This window comes from Clostridium ljungdahlii DSM 13528, assembly GCF_000143685.1.
Classification (GTDB): domain Bacteria; phylum Bacillota; class Clostridia; order Clostridiales; family Clostridiaceae; genus Clostridium_B; species Clostridium_B ljungdahlii.
In genome coordinates, this window is the sequence record NC_014328.1 from 1,165,432 (window position 1) to 1,184,655 (window position 19,224).

The following is a 19,224-nucleotide window of genomic DNA, read 5'->3' on the forward strand; positions in this document are numbered from 1 at the left end:
TGAATTGTTATTTTTTTCAGATGCCATAGCAAAATTGGAGGACGTATTATATGAAATTTAAACATGTACCTGTACTACTTAACGAGACTATAAATAGTTTAAATATTAAAGAAGATGGAATATATGTAGACTGCACTTTAGGAGGAGGAGGGCATTCCTTTGAAATCTTAAAGAGGTTATCCGACAAGGGAAGGTTAATAGGAATAGATGAGGATACGTCTGCTATAAATGCAACAAGAGAGAGACTAAATGAATTTAAGAATATTACTTATGTTCACAATAACTTTTATTATATAGATGAAATTTTAGAAGAACTTAAAATAGATAAAGTTGATGGTATACTTATGGATCTTGGAGTTTCTTCTTATCAACTAGATGAATCAGAAAGGGGATTTAGCTATATGAAGGACGCTCCCCTTGATATGAGAATGAATAGGGATAGTTCGTTATCTGCTTATGAGGTGATTAACAATTATAGTGAGGAAAATCTTTATAACGTTATAAGAGATTATGGAGAGGAGAACTTTTCAAAGAGAATAGCAAAATTTATAGTAGCTGAAAGGGAAAAGGCTCCTATACAAACAACATTACAGCTTGTAGATATAATAAGAAATGCAATACCTGCAAGGTTTCAAAAAGAGGGTCATCCTGCAAAAAGAACTTTTCAAGCTATACGTATAGAAGTAAACGGAGAACTTAAAATATTGAACAAAGCAGTAGAAGATAGCGTAAAAAGACTGAATACAGGTGGAAGAATATCAATTATAACTTTTCATTCTTTAGAAGATAGAATTATAAAAACTAAATTTAAGAAATTAGAAAATCCATGTACTTGTCCACCGGATTTTCCCCTATGTGTGTGCGGCAAAAAACCTATTGTAAAAATAATAAATAAAAAGCCTATAATACCTACAAAAGAGGAAAAAGAGAAAAATTCAAGAAGTAAAAGTTCTAAGCTTAGGACAGCAGAGAAAATTTAGTTCTAAAATTTAAAAGAGGTGAATAAAGTGATATTAATGAACAAAGAGAGTATGGTAAATGGAAATACTGTCCTGCAGCCAGAGTACAAGCCTTACAAAGAGACAGAAGAAAAAAAGATTAAAACTAAGGATCCAAATAGGGCGTTAAAGGTAAAAAAGAAACTAAAAGTAATTAGAAACATATGTGTGGTTTTTATTGTAGGTGTTATTCTGGTCTATAGATATTGTGCAATATACAATTCACAGACGGAGCTAAATTCTATAGAAAATGATATAAGCGAAATTAACAAACAAAATGAAAACTTGAGGGTAGAACTTGTAAAATACAATAATTTGGGATACATAGAGGATAATGCAATAAATAAATTACAGATGAAAGTACCAGATAAAGGAAATGCAGTATATACAAATTTAGATAAGAAAGTTATTAAAGTAGAAGAAAATTCAGATGAATCAGAAATGCACAGGGGGATATTAAATGAGTTGAAGCAATTGATATGGAGGTAAATAATTTTGGCTAAAAGGGAATACAGAGATAGAGTAATTATCAGAAAGAGAATGGTAATTATTTTTAGTTTTCTATTTATGGTTTTCTTTTTACTAGTAGGGAGAATGTGTTATGTAATGATATACAGATCACCACAGCTTAAATCCATGGCAATAGCTCAATGGACAAGTGATGTCAAAATTGATGCGAAAAGAGGAAGAATTTTAGATAGAAGTGGAAATGAATTAGCAGTAAGTGCTAATGTGTACAGAATTGATTTGGATATGAATACGTTAAGAGACACTATGGAGGAGAAGAAGATATCGGAAGATAAAATATCAGGAGAGTTAGCAGAAGCTCTTTCTATGGACAAGAAAGAAGTGTCAAAAATAATGAAAAAAACTCTTCCAGGAGGCCTTCCTATTGCATCTGCTAATCTCAAAAGAAGAGTGGAAAAGGCCGAAGCGGATAAAGTTAGAAATTTGAATTTAAATGGAGTACTTGTATCGGCAGATACTAAGAGATATTATCCAAATAACAATTTTTTAGCACAGGTAATTGGACATACTAATTCAGATGGATTTGGACTTACAGGAGTGGAACTTTATTATAATAAGGATTTATCAGGCACTCCAGGTCGTAGAATTGCAGAATTAGATAGAAAGAGTAAAGAACTTCCATATACTATTTCAGAATTTACAAAACCTGTAGATGGAAAGGATATAGTACTTACCATAGATGAAATGATACAACATTTTGCAGAAAAATCTGCAGAGCAGGCACTAAAAGATTATAATGCAAAAGCAGTTTCTATAACAATTATGAATCCTAAAAATGGAGAAATACTGGCTATGGCAAATAAACCTGATTACAACCCAAATTCTCCTTGGGTAGATAATAAATCTTACTCAGAACTTCAAAATTTATGGAGAAATAGAGCAGTAAGCGATACTTTTGAACCAGGTTCCATATTTAAAGTTATAACTGCACAAACTGCGCTTGAAACAAATTCAGTTAGTGATAGTGATAAATTTACATGTAATGGAAGTATAAGTATAGGCAATAGAGTTATACATTGCTGGGTATCTGCTGGACATGGTGTACAAGGCTTTCCAGACATAATTAAAAATTCCTGTAATATAGGTTTTGCAGAACTTGGTAAAAAAATAGGAAAAGAAAAATTAAATGATTACATACACAAATTTGGATTTGGTCAAAAAACTGGAGTAGATTTACCAGGAGAAGCTAAAGGAATAGTTAAAAAGACGGAAAATATAAGCGATGTGGATTTGGCAACTATTGCTTTTGGACAGACAGATACATTGTCAGCAGTTCAGTATCTTAGAGCTTTTAATGCAGTGGCAAATGGAGGAACTTTAATTACTCCTCATGTTATGAAAGAAATAGAACATTATGATGAAAATAGCAGCAAAGAAGTTATAGATAAAAAATATGACCTGGCTGGTAATAGTAAAAAACTTTTGGATAGTAGTAAAACTGCAAAGCTTAGATCATACCTAGAAAGGGTAGTTACGGAAGGCAGTGGAAAAGGCACTTTTATAGAAGGTTATCACATAGCAGGAAAAACAGGTACAGCCCAGAAAGCTGGAGTTGGAGGATATCAGACAGGAAAATATGTTTCTTCATTTGCAGGTATGGCACCTTCGAATGATCCTAAAATAACAATGTTAATTTCTATAGATGAACCAGATCCATCCACTTATTATGCAAGTCAAACTGCGGTACCTACAGCAAAGCAGGTTTTTGAAGATGTACTTAATTATCTTGCAGTGAAAGGAGATACATCACCTTAAAATATTTATCTCATGGATTCATTGATAAAAATAATTAACTTGTTCTTTACATGAAGTGATTAGAAAATTATAATAAAATAGTGAAAGATTTGATAGAAATTACTTTAAGGCATGCAGTACTATTATTTGTTAAGTCTGCATGCCAATGCTATGTGTAGATTATGCACATATCGGATAATTTTAAATTTAGGGAGTGTATACCATGAAATTGAAGAAAGTGATGAACGGACTTACATATGAAGTTGTTAAGGGAAATGATGATTTAAATATAGGAGAAATTCAATATGATTCTAGAGAAGTCAAATCTGGAGATGTTTTTGTATGTATAAAGGGGTATGTTACGGATGGACATAAATACATAGATAAGGCTTATAAAAATGGTGCAGCAGCCATTGTAATAAGCGAAGAAGTAGAAAATGTACCCGATTGTACTGTGATAAAGGTAAAGGATACAAGAAAAGCACTTGCTATTATTTCATCAAATTACTATGATAATCCTTCTAAAAAGATGAAAATAATAGGAATAACGGGAACTAACGGTAAAACTACATCTACATTTATGATGAAATCCATACTAGAAACAGCAGGTTATAAAGTAGGACTTGTAGGTACTATAGCAAATTATATAGGAGAAAAGAAAATACCTTCTCATAGGACTACTCCTGAATCTTTAGAACTTCAGAAGTTATTTAAACAGATGGTGGATGAAGGAGTTCAGTATTGTGTTATGGAAGTATCTTCTCATTCACTGTACTTAGATAGAGCATACGGAGTGAGATTTTCAGAGGCAATATTTACAAATCTAACGAGGGATCACTTAGATTTTCACAAGACCTTTGAAAATTATTATAAGGCTAAATTAATATTATTTAAAAATACTATTAATTCTGTTATAAATATAGACGACAAATATGGAGATAAAGTATATGAAGATGCATTAGGAACCAAGATAACCTATGCTATAAATAAGGAAGCTGATTTAAAAGCTAATGATTTAAATATACATTCCAGAGGAGCTAATTTTAATATAACATATAGGGGGCAGACAGCGCATATAAATTTAAATATACCAGGTAAATATAATGTGATGAATGCTCTTGGAAGTATAGGGGCATGTCTTTGCGAAGGTATAAGTTTAGAAGTTGTGAAAAAGGGACTTGAATCTATGAATGCTGTACCTGGAAGATGTGAAATAGTTACTAAAGGGTATAACCTTGGATATGAAGTTATAGTAGACTATGCCCATACTCCAGATGGGTTGGAGAACATATTAAAAACTGCTAGAGAATTTACTACAGGAAGACTTATAGCTGTCTTTGGATGTGGGGGAGACAGGGATAATACTAAAAGGCCTATAATGGGTAAGATAGGTACAGAGTTATCTGATTTTGCAGTTATAACTTCAGATAATCCAAGAGGAGAAGAGCCTAGGGCAATAATTGATGAAATAGTAAATGGTGTTGAAAAAGATGATTACAAGGTAGTTGAAAATAGGAAAGAAGCTATAAAGGAAGCTATACATATGGCACAAAAAGGTGATGTAATTGTGGTTGCAGGAAAGGGGCATGAAGATTATCAGATATTAAAAGATAAGACCATACATTTTGATGAAAGAGAGATAATAGCTGAAATTTTAGACAATGCACAGTGACCAATTCACAATTATAGAGTTTCTAGTTTGAAAGTTAACTTATACTAGAGCATATAATGACAAATTGCATCACCTTAAAAACTTTAATAAGTCTAAAGTTTTTAAAAGTGCCTTCAATTTTGTTATTATATGTTATGTATAAGTTCAAATTTCAATTAGAAAGCCTATAGAGTTTGAAAAATAAATAACAGATAGCAAAGAACAAATATCAGATAATGATGGAGTACTTTCTAGTATAAGAAAGTATTAGGCTAAAATATTCTAAGACTTTAAAAAGTTATCATTTATTTGAACTCTGATATTTGAACTTTTAACTTTAAGATAATTGCCTAAAAGAGGGGAGAATAAAAATTTGGAATACATGAGTTTTGACGAAATAGTAAATGCTGTATCTGGACAAGTAATAATTTCTGGGAAATATAGTGGATATAGAAATGTAAGTACGGATACTAGAAAAATTGAAGAAAAAGATATATTTATTGCCCTTAAAGGAGAAAGATTTAATGGAAATAAATATGCTGCAGTTGCAAGTGATAAAGGTGCTTCTATATGTATTGTGGATGAAGTATATTTTAAAAAAAGTGAAATAAATGAGTGTACTAGTGTAATTCAAGTTAAGGATGGAAATCAGGCACTGCTTGATTTAGCAGAATTCTATAAAAGTAAACTTAGTGTAAAAGTAATAGGAATTACAGGTTCTGCAGGTAAAACAACAACAAAGGATTTAATAACATCTGTATTAAGTGCTAAGTTCAAAGTGTTTAAAACAGAAGGCAATCTTAACAATCAGATAGGACTTCCACATATGATATTTAGATTGAATAATAGTTATGATGTGGCAGTGCTTGAAATGGGAATGAATAATAGAGGAGAAATACATAGTATGGCTAAAGCTGCTAGACCAGATATTGCAGTAATAACCAATGTACTTAGGGCACATATAGGAAATTTAGGAACAAGAGAAAACATACTTGCAGCAAAACTTGAAATAACAGATTTTTTTTCAAAGGATAATACTTTAGTAATAAATTCAGATAATGATATGTTAAGCAATTTAAAAGAAGATAGATTTAACATAAGAAGAGTTGGATTAGAAGAAAATTCAGATATATCGGCTTATGATATAGAGGTAAAAGAAGATTTTATAAGTTTTAACATATGTGAAAACAATGTTAAGATGGAAGAGAGGTTTAAGGTAAATGTACCTGGAAAGTACAATGTATTGAATTCTCTACTTGCAGTTGCTTGTGGGAGAATTTTAAATATGACTTATGGAGAAATAAGAGAAGGCTTAAAAAATATAGAGACTACTGCAATGAGAATGGAGATATGTAAAGGAAAAAAGTTCAATGTAATTAATGATAGTTATAATGCCAATCCTGAGTCAATGAAAGCAGCTATTGATGTTTTGAAAAATTTTAAATCAAAAAGGAGAGTAGCTGTATTAGGTACCATGGGGGAATTGGGAGATGAATCCTGCAGGATGCATGAGGAAGTAGGAAAGTATGCAGGAGAAAATGGCATAGATATATTGATAGCTCTTGGAGAATATGCAGAAGATTTTAAAAGGGGATTCCAGGTCACAAATAAAAATGGAAAGTGTATTAGTTTTGATACCTATGCAGAAACTTTGGAGTTTCTTTTAAAGAAGTGCATTGTAGAGGGAGACACAGTGCTTATAAAAGCTTCTAGAGTAATGAAATTTGAAACTATAGCAGAAGAACTAAAGAAGAACAGCAATAATTAGGAGGTGAATGCCCTTTAGCTTAGGGCAATATGACATGTATAGATTAATTTATTCTGTACTAATTGCATTTTTTATAGCTATTTTAGAAGGACCTATTTTGATCCCTCTTCTTCATAAATTTAAATTTGGCCAGAATATAAGAGAGGATGGCCCAAAGAGTCATTTGAAAAAAGCAGGTACTCCAACTATGGGAGGAGTACTATTTATACTAGCAACTTTTATAACTATGGCAATTATAGTAAAAAAACCATCAGATGAGGCTATGATAGCCCTTTATGCTTTTGTGGCTTTTGGAGTAATAGGTGCTATTGATGATATCTTAAAGATATTGAGAAAGCAAAATTTGGGACTAAGAGCTTATCAAAAAATGATATTATTATTAATTGTATCTGGAATATTTGCCTACTATTCTGCCAATAATCCATATATAGGGACATCTATAATAGTTCCTTTTGCACATAGAAGTTGGAATTTAGGAGTATTTTATATTCCATGTATAATAATATATTTTGCAGCCACGACAAATGCAGTGAATTTAACAGATGGACTTGATGGATTGGCAACGTCAGTTACACTTTTAGTAATGACTTTTTTAGCTCTTGTAAGTTTTGCCATGGGGCATATTACTTTGGCTATTTTCTGTGCAGTTCTTGCTGGAGCACTTTTAGGATTTTTGAAATACAATGCTTTTCCAGCTCAAATATTTATGGGAGATACAGGATCTCTGGCACTGGGAGGTGCAGTAGGGGCAGTTGCAATGATATTAAAACTCCCACTGCTTGTTCCAATAATTGGAGGAATATACGTAATAGAGGCAGCATCTGTTATACTTCAAGTGGCTTCCTTTAAACTTACAGGAAAGAGGATATTTAAAATGGCTCCAATCCATCACCACTTTGAACTTTCAGGTTGGCATGAGACTAAAGTAGTTTCTATATTTTGTATAATTACAGTAATATTGTGTCTGTTAGGATTTCTATCTTTGTAAAATGAAAAGAAGAAGGTTATCTTTAAATATAGTAATTTTTAAATGCTTTTGTCAGCCTCATATAGTAATAATCTAGGAGGATTTTTATGAGAATTAGTAAACCAAATACTAAAATGGGATCTATAGACTTTTTGCTCTTCGCAACTATAATGTTATTGGTAGCTATTGGAGTTGTCATGGTCTATAGTGCCAGTTCTTACAAAGCATTTTTTGATAAAAGTACAAGAGATAGCATGTTTTATTTAAAAAGGCAGGGGTTATGGGCAATAATTGGAACATTCCTTATGTTTTTTACAGTAAAATTTGATTATAAGAGAATAAAGAAGTATACTAAATTACTTATGATAGTATCTGTAATATTTTTACTTGCAGTTTTTGCCTTTGAATCTAGAAAAGGTGCACAAAGATGGATAACATTAGGTTCTGTTGGATTTCAACCTTCTGAAATAGCAAAATACATTGTAGTTTTATATATGGCAAAAAGTATAGAGCTTAAAGGGGGAAGAAAGATAGAAACCATGCTGTATGGTGTGCTTCCATATCTTTTGGTTTCTGCATTTTATGCAGGACTTGTATTTGCAGAAAAGAATTTAAGTATAGCAGCTGTAATAATGATAGTTACCCTCATAATTTTATATGTATCGGGAGCTAAAATAACCCATGTACTTGGTGTAGTTGGACTTGTAGTCCTTGGAGGAATAGCAGGTATAATATTTGAACCTTATAGGATGGCTAGATTTACAAGCTTTCTAAATCCTTGGTCTGATCCTAAAGGAAAGGGATATCAATTGATTCAATCTCTTTTAGCAATGGGATCAGGAGGAATATGGGGAATGGGACTCGGTAGATCAAGGCAAAAGTGTTATTACATACCAGAACCTCACAATGATTTTATATTTTCTATTATAGGAGAAGAATTAGGACTTATAGGATGTACTGTAATTGTTATATTATTTATAGTTTTTGTGTGGAGAGGAATTGTTATTGCTATAAGGGCAAAGGATACTTATGGAACTATTTTAGCTACTGGAATAACTTCGGTTATTGCAGTTCAGGCAATAATAAATATTGCAGTTGTAACTGGTGCCATGCCTGTAACAGGAGTACCATTACCTTTTATAAGTTATGGAGGTTCGGCCCTCACAATCAATATGATAGCAGTTGGAATACTTTTGAACATATCAAGGCAAACAGAAAGTGGTTAAGAATAGCATTGCAAATTTTTTGTAATGCTATTGTGGACTTTTAAGAACTTAGAAAGAAAATTATCCTTATTTGATATTTGAACTTTGAACTTTGGCAATTTTAATGAAATAGAGTATGTAAATATTTAATATAAATTTAAGGGTTATTTTAATGAAATTACTGTTATTAAGTGTTAATATATATGTATCTTATGTTATTTTATCCGATGACTACCTGCTCTAATGCTCCCACTTCTTCTCTAAGTGGGAGCAAAGAGCAGCTACGTCCCTGGATAACGATTCACCCTAAAGGATAACGCCTTCTAAGTGCTAAAGCACTAAGAATCCTGTTAATAAGCATCAGGTAGAGTCAAAACTTTCCTCTAGTGCCAAGAACTCTGTTTATATTATAAGTGAAAGGATAGGAAATGAGTCATATTATTACGAAAACAGATAATGAATTGATTTTGAAAAGACGAAAAAAAGTAAAAGTAAAACGAGTTCTTATGCTTATGGTATTTTTAATAGCATTATTTTTTACACTTTGCTTAAAATTGCCGTATTTTAATATAAAATATATTAAAGTGTATGGAAATAAAAGTATTTCAAGTAATAGCATTATTGAGGATTCAAAAGTATATGGTGGAAATAATATCTTTTATATTAATCTAAGAGATGCATCAGAAAATATATTAAAAAATCCATATATAGAAGATGTTGATATAGGCAGAAAGCTTCCCGGAACCATTAATATTAATGTAAAGGAAAGAGAAGCGACCTTTTATATAGAAAGCAGCAAAAAATATTTCATTATAGATAAAAATGGAGTTTTACTTGAAAAGAGAGACAACATAAGTAATATGAAGTTAGTTAAGTTAAATGGAATTGATTGTAGTAAAGTTAAATTGGGAGAATGTATTTTAAATAAAGATGATAATAAAATTAAGGCTGTAACTACCCTAGGAAGTATAATTCAAAATAATAAGTTACCTTTTGAAATTACTTATATGGATGTAAGTAATTCTGTGGACATTAAAGTTTACTTTAAAGATATGTGTGTGGAACTTGGACAAGGAGATAATTTAGGGAAAAAGGTAAACAGGGCTTTAAATATAATGTTAAATGAAAAATTGGGCAGTGCTAGGGGATACATAGATGTAAGATTTGATGGAAATCCTGTATTTCACATTGAAAATTAGGAGGATAAAATAAAATGCGTAAAGTTGCTTCACAAATTAGTGTTGCTTTGGTGTGCTGTATACTTGGATTCATGCTTACCTACCAATTTAGAGTACTTATGAAACAGGATAATACATTAAATTTAAATAATCAAAATAGTTCTGATGTTACTGTGGAAATAGAGCAGTATAAAAAGGAAAAAGCTGCACTAGAAACGAAGGTAAATGATCTTCAAAATAAAGTAAAGGGCTACGAAGATGCTGCAGCAAGCAAGAGTGATTCTACAAAAAACCTTCTGGATGAATTAGAAAGTTCTAGAATACTTACAGGAGAGGTAGATGTAAAGGGACAAGGTGTCACTATATATCTTAATCCTAATGGCAATCTATTTGGAAATAGCATTAACAATCACATAACTGATAAAGATTTAGTGTATCTCGTAAACGAATTGAGATTTGCAGGCGCTGAAGCTATATCTATAAATGACATAAGGATTGTTTCAAAAACAGGTATAAGGACGGCAGGAAATTATATACTTATAAATGATGAAAAAATATCACCATCAAAAAGAATAGTTATACAAGCTATAGGTGATAAAAATTTGTTATACAGTGCTATGAGTTTCCCAGAAGTATTTTCAGATTTAAAAACGATATGTGACGTTAAGTTTGAAAAATCTGATAGTATAACTATAAAGAAATATAACAAACCATATAAATTTGAGTATGCAGAGCCTGTGAAGGAATAAATTAGGGGTGGTAAAAAATGATAGGATTTGTTGGACTTATATTGGGAATAATTATAGGTGTAGTTTGGAATGTGAATATTCCAGATAAATTTTCACCTTATATGTCTGTGGCTATATTAGCTTGTCTTGACTCGGTGTTTGGAGCTATAAGAGCTAATTTGTCTAAAAGTTTTAAAACAGATATTTTTATATCTGGATTTTTTGGAAATGCAGTGCTTGCTGCAGCATTTGCTTATTTAGGGGATAAGCTTGGAGTACCTATATATTTGGCAGTGGTTATAGTTTTTGGAGGAAGAATATTTAATAATTTTGCAATAATAAGAAGAGTATTGATTGAAAAAGCTAAATCACATCAATGAGGTGAAATAAATGAAGAATAGTGAAGCTAATACTTTTGTTTTTATAGCTTCTATAATAATAGGTGTATTAATATCCACCAATATAAGTTTTACAAAAGGTAAGACTAATAAGAGAGTGTTTTTAAATGCAAAGCAGTATCAAGATGCATATAATTATAAAAATCAGCTTCACAGTGAGATATCGGGATTGTTAAAACAATATAATGATACCTATAACAAGTTAAAAAAATATAGAAGCAGTGAGAAGAATGAGGCTCAAGTTGTAGCTGGAATAAATCAGGAATTAAATCAAAACAATATGGTGCTTGGGAAAGTAGCTGTAAAAGGTCAAGGAATAAATATATATTTGAATGATGCACCTATGAATGATGGACTTGATAGTTTTCAGTATCAGATGAAGCTTGTACATAATACAGACATAATACAGGTTATCAATGATTTGAAAAATGCAGGGTCAGAGGCAATTTCTATAAATGGTCACAGAATAGTAGGGGTTTCCGAAATTTATTGCAGCGGTCCATTTTTAAGAGTAAATGGAGTAAAAATAGCTTCTCCTTTTTTAATTAATGCTATAGGAAATAAGGAAGTACTCTATACTTATATGATGTCAAATGAAAACTACTTAAAAATAATGATAACTAGAAAGATTGTGGTAGAGGTACAAAAATCAGATAATATAAAAATACCTGCCTATAAAGGAGAGTATAAAACAGAATTTATGAAAGAGATACAGTAGATTATTTTATAAATTTGTTGAAAATGATTAAAAAAATAATTAATTTTTGCAGGAATTTTGATGTCTATGAAGAATACTAATAATTGTATATGTTTGTGCTTAACAATAAAGGAGACGGTAGTATTGTCAATTGAACAAAACTTGAGTAGGATAGAAGAAGAGTTAAAAGATAAAAATGTAACCTTAGTGGCAGTTTCAAAAACTAAACCTATTGAAGATATACAAAAAGCTTATGATGCAGGTATTAGAGATTTTGGAGAAAACAAAGTACAGGAGCTCACAAATAAAATACCAAACCTTCCACAGGATATAAGGTGGCATTTAATAGGTCATCTTCAAAGAAACAAGGTAAAATATATAGTTGGTAAGGTTTATCTTATCCATTCTTTGGACAGTATAAGACTTCTTAATGAATTAGAAAAACATTATAAAGATCAAAAGTTAATTGCAAATACACTGATACAAATAAATATAGGGTTGGAAGAAAGTAAGACAGGTTTACCTCTAGAGGAATTAGAAGATTTACTAAAAGCCTGTGAGAATTGTACCAATGTAAAAGTAAAAGGTCTTATGGCTGTAATTCCTAAAGGGGATGAAGAAAGTTGTAAAAACTATTTTCAAAAGCTAAAAAGTATTTTTGATGGCTTGAAGAAAAGAGAGTTTAATAATATAAGTATGAATATACTATCTATGGGAATGACTCATGATTATAAAATAGCAATTAAAGAAGGGGCAACACTGGTGAGAATTGGCGAAGGTATATTTGGAAAGAGAAATTACAATAATAAATAGGAGGTATTTTTTATGGCAGGTAAAATGATAAACAAAATGATGGGATTTTTAGGATTGGAAGATGACTTGGAGGAAGATATAGAGGAAGAAGAAACAAAGAAAGGAGAAAATGAAAAAATCGTAAATGATTTTGCAGAGGTGGACCCTATTGTAAATAGTAAAAGACAAAATAAAGTTGTAAGCATACATACTACAATAGCAGCTAAGGTAAGGATAGTTAAGCCAACTACTTATGAGGAAGCAGCTGATATATGTGATGAACTTAAAAATAGAAAAATAATAGTTATAAATACTACAGGACTTGAGATTAGAATAGCTCAAAGATTACTGGATTTTATGGGCGGTGCAAGTTATGCATTAGGAGGAAATTTGGAAGAAATAGAAAAAGGAATATACATACTTTCACCATCTAGTGTAGAAGTAAACAGTGATTTGAAAAATGAACTATCTGGAAAAGGAATATTTGGATGGAAGTAAGTATATTTACTGATAAATAATTGGAGGCAAAAATGATAAGTAGTACTTTAGCTGTTGCAATATCATTACTGTTTAGATTTCTTGAAGGTGCTATAATATTGGATGTAATTCTATCTTGGGTTATGCAGGGGAGAAGTAACGCATTTGTGGATTTTTTACATATATTTACGGAACCCCTTATGATACCTGGAAGAAAAATTCAGGAAAAACTTATGCCAGGGTTAATGATAGATTTTTCACCTATAGTGGCCTTTTTTATAATAGATATATTAAGAGGAATTGTATTTTCAATACTCTAGTATATGAAATAATGCATAGCAAATTAAGGGATAATTATGGATAAAAAGAGTTTTATAAAGAGATTTCATTTTTGTGATGAAAGTGAAATCTTACCTATATATGATAAAATAAGTTTAGCAAAAAAAACTAATAATACAGTATATACCTCAACATTTTATACTCCCAATGTATGGAATACTTTAGAGAATCTAAAGAAAGAAATTGGCTTAAATATATGTAGCTGTGGCATATTTGAAGATGCAGAAAGAAAACTTATAGCATTTTCAAAGTTTGATATAAGGAATTATCCAATAAAATTAATGGAAATAAAATGTAAGTCTAAATTTGTTAAATTACAACACAAGGATTATCTAGGGGCTCTTATGGCTCTTGGACTTAAAAGAGAGAAATTTGGAGATTTAATACTAAAGGAAGATAAGCAATGTTATTTAGCTGTTTGTGAAGATGTAAGTGATTACATAGAGATGAATTTAAATAGTGTAGGAAAGAGCAGCTGCAAAGCAAATGTTTTAGATATTAGTTCTGCGGAAATTCCCCTATATAATTTTAAAACTTCTGTTTTAAATGTTTCTTCCTTGAGAATTGATTGTTTAGTTAGTTCTCTATGCAATGTATCAAGAAATAAATCTCAAGAAATGATTAAGAGAGGTAAAGTCCTTCTGGATTATTTACCAGAAACAAGAAAAGATAAATCTATAGAAGATAATTGTATAATAACTGTAAGAGGCTGTGGAAAGTTTAAAATTGTGGGAGAAACGGGTTGGACGGGAAGCGGTCGATGCAAACTTCTTATAAAAAAATTTAGTTAATTTGTGAGGTGCTCGTGATGTTTATTACTGCTGCAGAGATAACAAATAAGGAATTTAAAAAAGGACTTAGAGGTTATAATATAGATGAAGTAGATGAATTTTTAGACAAAATAGCAGAAGATTATGAGTCTATATATAAGGAAAATTCTCTTTTAAAGGAAAAAATGCAGTCTTTGGATGAGAAGATAAGTCATTATACTAAAATGGAAAATACTATAAAAGATACGCTTTTATTAGCTCAAAATGCTTCTGAACAGGCTAAAGAAAATGCTAAAAAAGAAAGTCAATTTGTAGTAAAAAATGCAAATGATGCTGCACAAAAGATAATAGATAAAGCCCATAGTGATGTTATTCAAATTACAGATGAGTTTGAAAATGTAAAACAGGAATTTTCTAAGTTTAGAACTAAGTTTAGAAACTTTATGAAAACTCAAATGGAAATGTTTGATGATATGGAAAAAGACTTTGTAAAGAATTATAACATTGGGTATGAATCAAATGAAAATGAAGTAGAAGATAGTACTGTTAAGGAAAAGGAAATAGAAGTAGTAGAGCCAGAAAAAGAAGATGTTTCTTTAGCTGAAAAGCGCAGCAAAGAATTTGATGAAGATAATAAAGAAGATTCAAATCATACAGAAAAGGAAATTTTTGAAGATAAGGATGAACTCGAAGAAATTAAAAACTTTTTTATTAAAGGATAGAAAAAGCCACTCTAAAAGTAGAGTGGTTTTTTAGTATGCTCTGTTTACAGCGCATATTTGACAATCAATGTTGATTTAATATATGCTAGTAATTATAGAAATAAAAATGAGGAGGACATACAAACATGGTTATTGGAATTATAGGAGCTATGGATGAAGAAGTAGAAATACTTTTATCTGAATTAGAACTGGAGAAAGTTGAAGAAAAAGCTAATATGAAATTTAATTTAGGAAAACTTTATAATAAAGATATAGTGGTAGTAAGGAGCGGTATAGGTAAGGTAAATGCAGCAGTATGTGCCCAAATACTTGTAGATGATTTTAATGCAGATTATATAATAAATGTAGGCATTGCAGGGGGTGCAGGAGAAAATGTATATCCAGGAGATATAGTAATAGCAGACAATTTGGTACAGCATGATATGGATACGTCTGCTTTTGGAGATAAAGTAGGACAGATACCTAGGTTGGATACATATGATTTTAAATGTAATAGAAGACTTGTAGAAAAAGCTAAGGATGCCTGTAATAAATTAGGAAATATAAATAGTTTTGTAGGAAGAATAGTTACAGGAGATCAATTTATTTCAAGTACAGAAAAGGTTAGATATTTGAACAAGGAGTTTGGAGCACTGGCTTGTGAAATGGAAGGTGGAAGTATTGCACAGGTAGCCTATTTGAACAATATACCTTTTGTAATAATAAGATCTATATCAGATAATGCAAACAATGGTGCTAGCATGGACTATAAAAAATTTGCACCTATTGCCATAAAAAATTCTACACAAATAATTAAAAGTATGATTATGAGCTTGTAATTTTTATGCATTGCGTTTTGGGAGGAAAATAGTGGAAATATTTATAATATTACTTGGAATTTTAATAGATAGGGTTACGAAAATATGGGCCATTGAAGTTTTATCTAAAGTTTCTCAGGTAATAGTAATAAAAGATTTGTTTTCATTACTGTATTTGCAAAATAAGGGAGCTGCTTTTGGAATTTTACAGGGTAAGCTTTACTTTTTAACTATAATTACAATAATTGTAGTTGGAGGAATGATATTTTATATTATAAAATATAAACCTAGTGAAAAGCTTATAAGAATAAGTTTTTCACTTATAATAAGTGGAGCTTTGGGAAATTTGATGGATAGAATGGTGTATAAATATGTAGTTGACTTTATTTCTGTCCATTATAAAGACATTTATTATTTTCCTGTATTCAATATAGCAGATGTGATGGTGGTAGTAGGAACTGCACTTTTGGCATTCTATTTATTAAAGGAAGAAAAGTATGGAAAGTAAAAAATTTTTGGTTTGTAGTGAAGAAGAAAATATGAGGCTTGATGTATTTCTGTCTAAATGCTTCCAAGATAAATCAAGATCATATATTCAAAATGTAATAGAATATAAGTTAGTAGAAGTAAATGGAAAAGCAAAAAAGTCCAATTATAAGATTAAGTCAGGGGATAATATAGAAATTACTATACCTGACCCTGTGAATTTAAATATACAGTCGGAAGATATACCTCTTGATATATTATATGAAGATAAGGATGTTATTGTAGTAAATAAGCCTCAAGGGATGATAGTGCATCCTGCACCAGGAGTATATGAAGGTACTTTAGTAAATGCTCTTTTAAATCACTGTCGTGATTTATCTGGTATAAATGGAGTAACAAGACCGGGTATAGTACATAGAATAGACAAAGATACTTCAGGAATACTCGTAGTAGCTAAAAATGATAATTCTCATAATAAATTAGCGAAACAGCTTAAGGATCATTCTATGACTAGAGAATACATAGCCTTAGTAGAGGGAGTCGTAAAGTTAGATGAGGGAACTGTAGATGAGCCTATTGCAAGACATCCTAAAGATAAAATAAAGATGGCAGTTTGTGTGAATGGAAAAAGGGCCATTACCCATTATAAGGTTATTAAAAGATTTAAAAATAATACTTTGATAAAATGTATACTTGAAACAGGAAGAACACATCAGATAAGGGTACATATGGCATATATAGGGCACCCTCTTGTAGGAGATCCAGTATATGGATATAAAAAGCAGAGGTTTAAACTAGGCGGTCAGCTCCTCCATGCTGAAAAGCTTGGCTTTATTCATCCAGCTACAGGAAAGTATATAGAATTTGAAACAGAAATACCAGATTATTTTAAAAAAGTGATAAAGGTTTTAGATAATTAGATAATATGAATTAAAAAAGCAGTCTATATAATTTTAGACTGCTTTTTAGAGCAATTTTTAAACAGCTTCTTCATTTGATTTTTCAGAAGCACTTTCTTCTGGTAATATTAAATTAAGTATTATTCCAACAATAGTTGCAAGAGCTACACCGGATATTTGAACTGGTGATCCACCTACAGAAAAGTTTATGGAAGCGCCGCCAATTCCTATTACTATTATGACAGACGTCAATATTAAGTTTCTATTTTTACTAAAATCTATTTTATCCTCTACAAATATTCTAAAACCTGAGGAAGCTATTATTCCAAATAGCACTATGCTTACACCACCTATTACAGGCATAGGCATATTTTCAATTACAGCAGCTACAGGGCCTATAAATGAAAGCAGTATAGCTATTACTCCAGCACCGCCTATAACCCACACACTGTAAACTTTGGTTATAGCCATAACTCCTATATTTTCTCCATAAGTTGTAGTTGGAGGTCCACCTGCAAAACCTGCAAATATAGTGGCTAATCCATCTCCTAATATAGATCTATGAAGTCCTGGATTTTTGGTAAAATCTCTTCCTACTACATTGTTTGTTACGTAAATGTGACCTATATGCTCTGCTAAGGTTACAAAAGAAATAGGAGCCATAAGCATGACGGCATTTATGTTGAATCTAGGAAACATAAATGGAGGTAATTTGAAGAGTTTAGTACTTACAATAGTATCTAGTGCTTGCTTTGGTACTACACCTAAAATTAAGGCAGATATATATCCAACTATTATGGCTATTAGTATAGGTATTATTCCTAAAAATCCTTTAAAATACATGGTTCCAATAACAGCTACGGCAACTGTAATTGCAGACACTGTCATCCATGCCCATCTTGGTATACTTTGCATCTGATCAGTTGTGTAAGTAGGGTTGAATCCTGCCCAGTTTATAGCTGTAGCTGCAAGACCTAGGCCTATTACTATTACTATGGAACCAACAACTACAGGTGGAAGGGCTCTGTTAAGCCAGTTTACACCGCAAAGCTTTATTATGCCAGCTACAATTAAATATACACAACCTGCTGCTATTACACCAGAAAGCATAGCTGCTGGACCATAGCTTTTAGATGCTATAAGGATTGGACTTATAAAAGCAAAGGAAGAACCTAAGTAAGCTGGAAGCTTGGCCTTGGTACATAAGATATAAATAAGGGTTCCAATACCGCTGCAAAATAATGCTATGGATGGACTCATTCCTGTTAAAATTGGAACAAGTATAGTTGAACCTACCATTGCAAATAAATGCTGAAAACTAAGAGGTATGGTAACTCCTATAGGTAATTTTTCTTCTACATCAACAATATTTTTCATTTATGTGCTCCTTTTCTAGTCTCTCAAGGACTATTTTAAAAGTTTATAATTCATATATTTTTACTGAGTCATTTTTGTCTATTTCTGCAATTTCAACTGATATCATTTCATTTCTAGAGGTAGGAATGTTTTTACCTACATAGTCGGCTCTTATAGGAAGTTCCCTATGCCCTCTATCAACTAAAACGGCCAGCTGAATTAATTTTGGCCTTCCAGAATGTATAATAGCATCAATTGCTGCTCTTGCAGTTCTGCCTGTATAGATAACATCATCTACTAATATAACTTTTTTGTTTTCCACATCTATTACATTAGATCCTTTTAGTATAGGTTGTCCTGCAAGACTGCTTAAATCATCTCTATAGAGGCCAATATCTACATCTTCTACTTTTAATTTTATTCCTTCAATGTTATAAATGTTTTCGGCTATTCTTTTTGCTAAGGGGTATCCTCTTCTCTTTATGCCTACAAGTATTATATCCTCTGTACCTCTATTCTTTTCTAATATTTCGTGGGATATTCTTTTTAAAGTTCTATTCATAGCCTTTTCATCTAAAATAAGTGCTTTTAATTTCAATATATGACCCTCCCTTCTTTTTAATTTACAATTATAATTGTGCTTATTTCAATTTAATTTACACTATAAGCATTATAAAAAATGTCCTTCACGCAGTGAAGGACATAATAGTCATACGGATATAAAAATACTTTAT

20 protein-coding genes and 1 pseudogene are annotated in these 19,224 nt (G+C 31.1%); 19 read left to right on the top strand and 2 right to left on the bottom strand.

Translation table 11 applies throughout. The annotated features are described in order from the left end of the window. Window positions 1-50: 50 nt before the first annotated feature. The 19 genes and pseudogenes from rsmH to CLJU_RS05265 all read left to right on the top strand — a co-directional run bounded on the left by rsmH (window position 51) and on the right by CLJU_RS05265 (window position 17,155). The gene (gene rsmH / locus CLJU_RS05175; RefSeq protein ID WP_013237719.1) at window positions 51-980 is read left to right on the top strand and encodes a 16S rRNA (cytosine(1402)-N(4))-methyltransferase RsmH; all 930 of its coding nucleotides are present in this window, start codon (window positions 51-53) and stop codon (window positions 978-980) included. Window positions 981-1,016: 36 nt separating this feature from the next. Beyond that, window positions 1,017-1,487 (top strand): hypothetical protein, encoded by a 471-nt coding sequence (locus CLJU_RS05180; protein ID WP_013237720.1) that lies wholly within the window; start codon window positions 1,017-1,019, stop codon window positions 1,485-1,487. A 6-nt stretch (window positions 1,488-1,493) separates the two neighbouring features. Beyond that, window positions 1,494-3,269: pseudogene (locus CLJU_RS05185) on the top strand (stage V sporulation protein D); the annotation flags it as partial. A gap of 214 nt (window positions 3,270-3,483) precedes the next feature. Next, a complete protein-coding gene (locus CLJU_RS05190; RefSeq protein WP_013237722.1) occupies window positions 3,484-4,932 on the top strand; it encodes a UDP-N-acetylmuramoyl-L-alanyl-D-glutamate--2,6-diaminopimelate ligase in 1,449 nt (482 codons plus the stop codon). Between the two features lie 352 nt (window positions 4,933-5,284). Continuing rightward, the gene (locus CLJU_RS05195; protein ID WP_013237723.1) at window positions 5,285-6,679 is read left to right on the top strand and encodes a UDP-N-acetylmuramoyl-tripeptide--D-alanyl-D-alanine ligase; all 1,395 of its coding nucleotides are present in this window, start codon (window positions 5,285-5,287) and stop codon (window positions 6,677-6,679) included. A 34-nt stretch (window positions 6,680-6,713) separates the two neighbouring features. Beyond that, window positions 6,714-7,667, top strand: a complete 954-nt coding sequence (gene mraY, locus CLJU_RS05200) for a phospho-N-acetylmuramoyl-pentapeptide-transferase (protein ID WP_029170094.1) — start codon at window positions 6,714-6,716, stop codon at window positions 7,665-7,667. Window positions 7,668-7,759: 92 nt separating this feature from the next. After that, window positions 7,760-8,872, top strand: a complete 1,113-nt coding sequence (gene spoVE / locus CLJU_RS05205) for a stage V sporulation protein E (protein WP_029170093.1) — start codon at window positions 7,760-7,762, stop codon at window positions 8,870-8,872. Window positions 8,873-9,279: 407 nt separating this feature from the next. Beyond that, the gene (locus tag CLJU_RS05210; RefSeq protein WP_013237726.1) at window positions 9,280-10,050 is read left to right on the top strand and encodes a cell division protein FtsQ/DivIB; all 771 of its coding nucleotides are present in this window, start codon (window positions 9,280-9,282) and stop codon (window positions 10,048-10,050) included. Window positions 10,051-10,064: 14 nt separating this feature from the next. Next, on the top strand, window positions 10,065-10,778 hold the full coding sequence (locus CLJU_RS05215) for a DUF881 domain-containing protein (protein ID WP_013237727.1): 714 nt from the start codon (window positions 10,065-10,067) through the stop codon (window positions 10,776-10,778). A 17-nt stretch (window positions 10,779-10,795) separates the two neighbouring features. Beyond that, window positions 10,796-11,137, top strand: a complete 342-nt coding sequence (locus tag CLJU_RS05220) for a small basic family protein (protein ID WP_013237728.1) — start codon at window positions 10,796-10,798, stop codon at window positions 11,135-11,137. 10 nt (window positions 11,138-11,147) lie between these two features. After that, a complete protein-coding gene (locus CLJU_RS05225; RefSeq protein ID WP_013237729.1) occupies window positions 11,148-11,873 on the top strand; it encodes a DUF881 domain-containing protein in 726 nt (241 codons plus the stop codon). A 123-nt stretch (window positions 11,874-11,996) separates the two neighbouring features. Then, window positions 11,997-12,665 carry a YggS family pyridoxal phosphate-dependent enzyme gene (locus CLJU_RS05230; RefSeq protein WP_041705052.1) on the top strand — a complete coding sequence of 223 codons (669 nt, stop codon included), beginning with the start codon at window positions 11,997-11,999 and terminating at the stop codon, window positions 12,663-12,665. Window positions 12,666-12,677: 12 nt separating this feature from the next. Continuing rightward, entirely contained in the window at window positions 12,678-13,142 is a 465-nt protein-coding gene (locus CLJU_RS05235) for a cell division protein SepF (protein WP_013237731.1), read from the top strand. 32 nt (window positions 13,143-13,174) lie between these two features. Next, window positions 13,175-13,441 (top strand): YggT family protein, encoded by a 267-nt coding sequence (locus CLJU_RS05240; RefSeq protein WP_013237732.1) that lies wholly within the window; start codon window positions 13,175-13,177, stop codon window positions 13,439-13,441. Window positions 13,442-13,477: 36 nt separating this feature from the next. Then, window positions 13,478-14,251: a YlmH family RNA-binding protein gene (locus CLJU_RS05245; RefSeq protein WP_013237733.1), complete on the top strand. Its 774-nt coding sequence runs from the start codon at window positions 13,478-13,480 to the stop codon at window positions 14,249-14,251. A 17-nt stretch (window positions 14,252-14,268) separates the two neighbouring features. Then, window positions 14,269-14,952 carry a DivIVA domain-containing protein gene (locus tag CLJU_RS05250; protein WP_013237734.1) on the top strand — a complete coding sequence of 228 codons (684 nt, stop codon included), beginning with the start codon at window positions 14,269-14,271 and terminating at the stop codon, window positions 14,950-14,952. A 125-nt stretch (window positions 14,953-15,077) separates the two neighbouring features. After that, complete coding sequence (locus CLJU_RS05255; RefSeq protein ID WP_013237735.1) at window positions 15,078-15,770, top strand: 5'-methylthioadenosine/adenosylhomocysteine nucleosidase; 693 nt, start codon at window positions 15,078-15,080, stop codon at window positions 15,768-15,770. Window positions 15,771-15,801: 31 nt separating this feature from the next. After that, window positions 15,802-16,257 (top strand): signal peptidase II, encoded by a 456-nt coding sequence (lspA, locus tag CLJU_RS05260; protein ID WP_013237736.1) that lies wholly within the window; start codon window positions 15,802-15,804, stop codon window positions 16,255-16,257. Next, on the top strand, window positions 16,247-17,155 hold the full coding sequence (locus CLJU_RS05265) for an RluA family pseudouridine synthase (RefSeq protein ID WP_013237737.1): 909 nt from the start codon (window positions 16,247-16,249) through the stop codon (window positions 17,153-17,155). The genes lspA and CLJU_RS05265 overlap by 11 nt, the downstream gene beginning before the upstream one ends. Window positions 17,156-17,212: 57 nt before the next feature. Here CLJU_RS05265 and uraA read toward each other — a convergent pair whose 3' ends face one another. Beyond that, entirely contained in the window at window positions 17,213-18,511 is a 1,299-nt protein-coding gene (uraA, locus tag CLJU_RS05270) for a uracil permease (protein ID WP_013237738.1), read from the bottom strand. A 43-nt stretch (window positions 18,512-18,554) separates the two neighbouring features. Continuing rightward, entirely contained in the window at window positions 18,555-19,088 is a 534-nt protein-coding gene (gene pyrR, locus CLJU_RS05275) for a bifunctional pyr operon transcriptional regulator/uracil phosphoribosyltransferase PyrR (RefSeq protein ID WP_013237739.1), read from the bottom strand. Window positions 19,089-19,224: the final 136 nt, after the last annotated feature.

Coding starts and splice junctions, on each gene's coding strand:
- rsmH (WP_013237719.1), top strand. CDS start 51: ATGAAATTTAAACATGTACCTGTACTACTTAACGAGACTATAAATAGT.
- CLJU_RS05180 (WP_013237720.1), top strand. CDS start 1,017: ATGAACAAAGAGAGTATGGTAAATGGAAATACTGTCCTGCAGCCAGAG.
- CLJU_RS05190 (WP_013237722.1), top strand. CDS start 3,484: ATGAAATTGAAGAAAGTGATGAACGGACTTACATATGAAGTTGTTAAG.
- mraY (WP_029170094.1), top strand. CDS start 6,714: ATGTATAGATTAATTTATTCTGTACTAATTGCATTTTTTATAGCTATT.
- CLJU_RS05210 (WP_013237726.1), top strand. CDS start 9,280: ATGAGTCATATTATTACGAAAACAGATAATGAATTGATTTTGAAAAGA.
- CLJU_RS05215 (WP_013237727.1), top strand. CDS start 10,065: ATGCGTAAAGTTGCTTCACAAATTAGTGTTGCTTTGGTGTGCTGTATA.
- CLJU_RS05220 (WP_013237728.1), top strand. CDS start 10,796: ATGATAGGATTTGTTGGACTTATATTGGGAATAATTATAGGTGTAGTT.
- CLJU_RS05225 (WP_013237729.1), top strand. CDS start 11,148: ATGAAGAATAGTGAAGCTAATACTTTTGTTTTTATAGCTTCTATAATA.
- CLJU_RS05235 (WP_013237731.1), top strand. CDS start 12,678: ATGGCAGGTAAAATGATAAACAAAATGATGGGATTTTTAGGATTGGAA.
- CLJU_RS05240 (WP_013237732.1), top strand. CDS start 13,175: ATGATAAGTAGTACTTTAGCTGTTGCAATATCATTACTGTTTAGATTT.
- CLJU_RS05245 (WP_013237733.1), top strand. CDS start 13,478: ATGGATAAAAAGAGTTTTATAAAGAGATTTCATTTTTGTGATGAAAGT.
- CLJU_RS05250 (WP_013237734.1), top strand. CDS start 14,269: ATGTTTATTACTGCTGCAGAGATAACAAATAAGGAATTTAAAAAAGGA.
- CLJU_RS05255 (WP_013237735.1), top strand. CDS start 15,078: ATGGTTATTGGAATTATAGGAGCTATGGATGAAGAAGTAGAAATACTT.
- CLJU_RS05265 (WP_013237737.1), top strand. CDS start 16,247: ATGGAAAGTAAAAAATTTTTGGTTTGTAGTGAAGAAGAAAATATGAGG.
- uraA (WP_013237738.1), bottom strand. CDS start 18,511: ATGAAAAATATTGTTGATGTAGAAGAAAAATTACCTATAGGAGTTACC.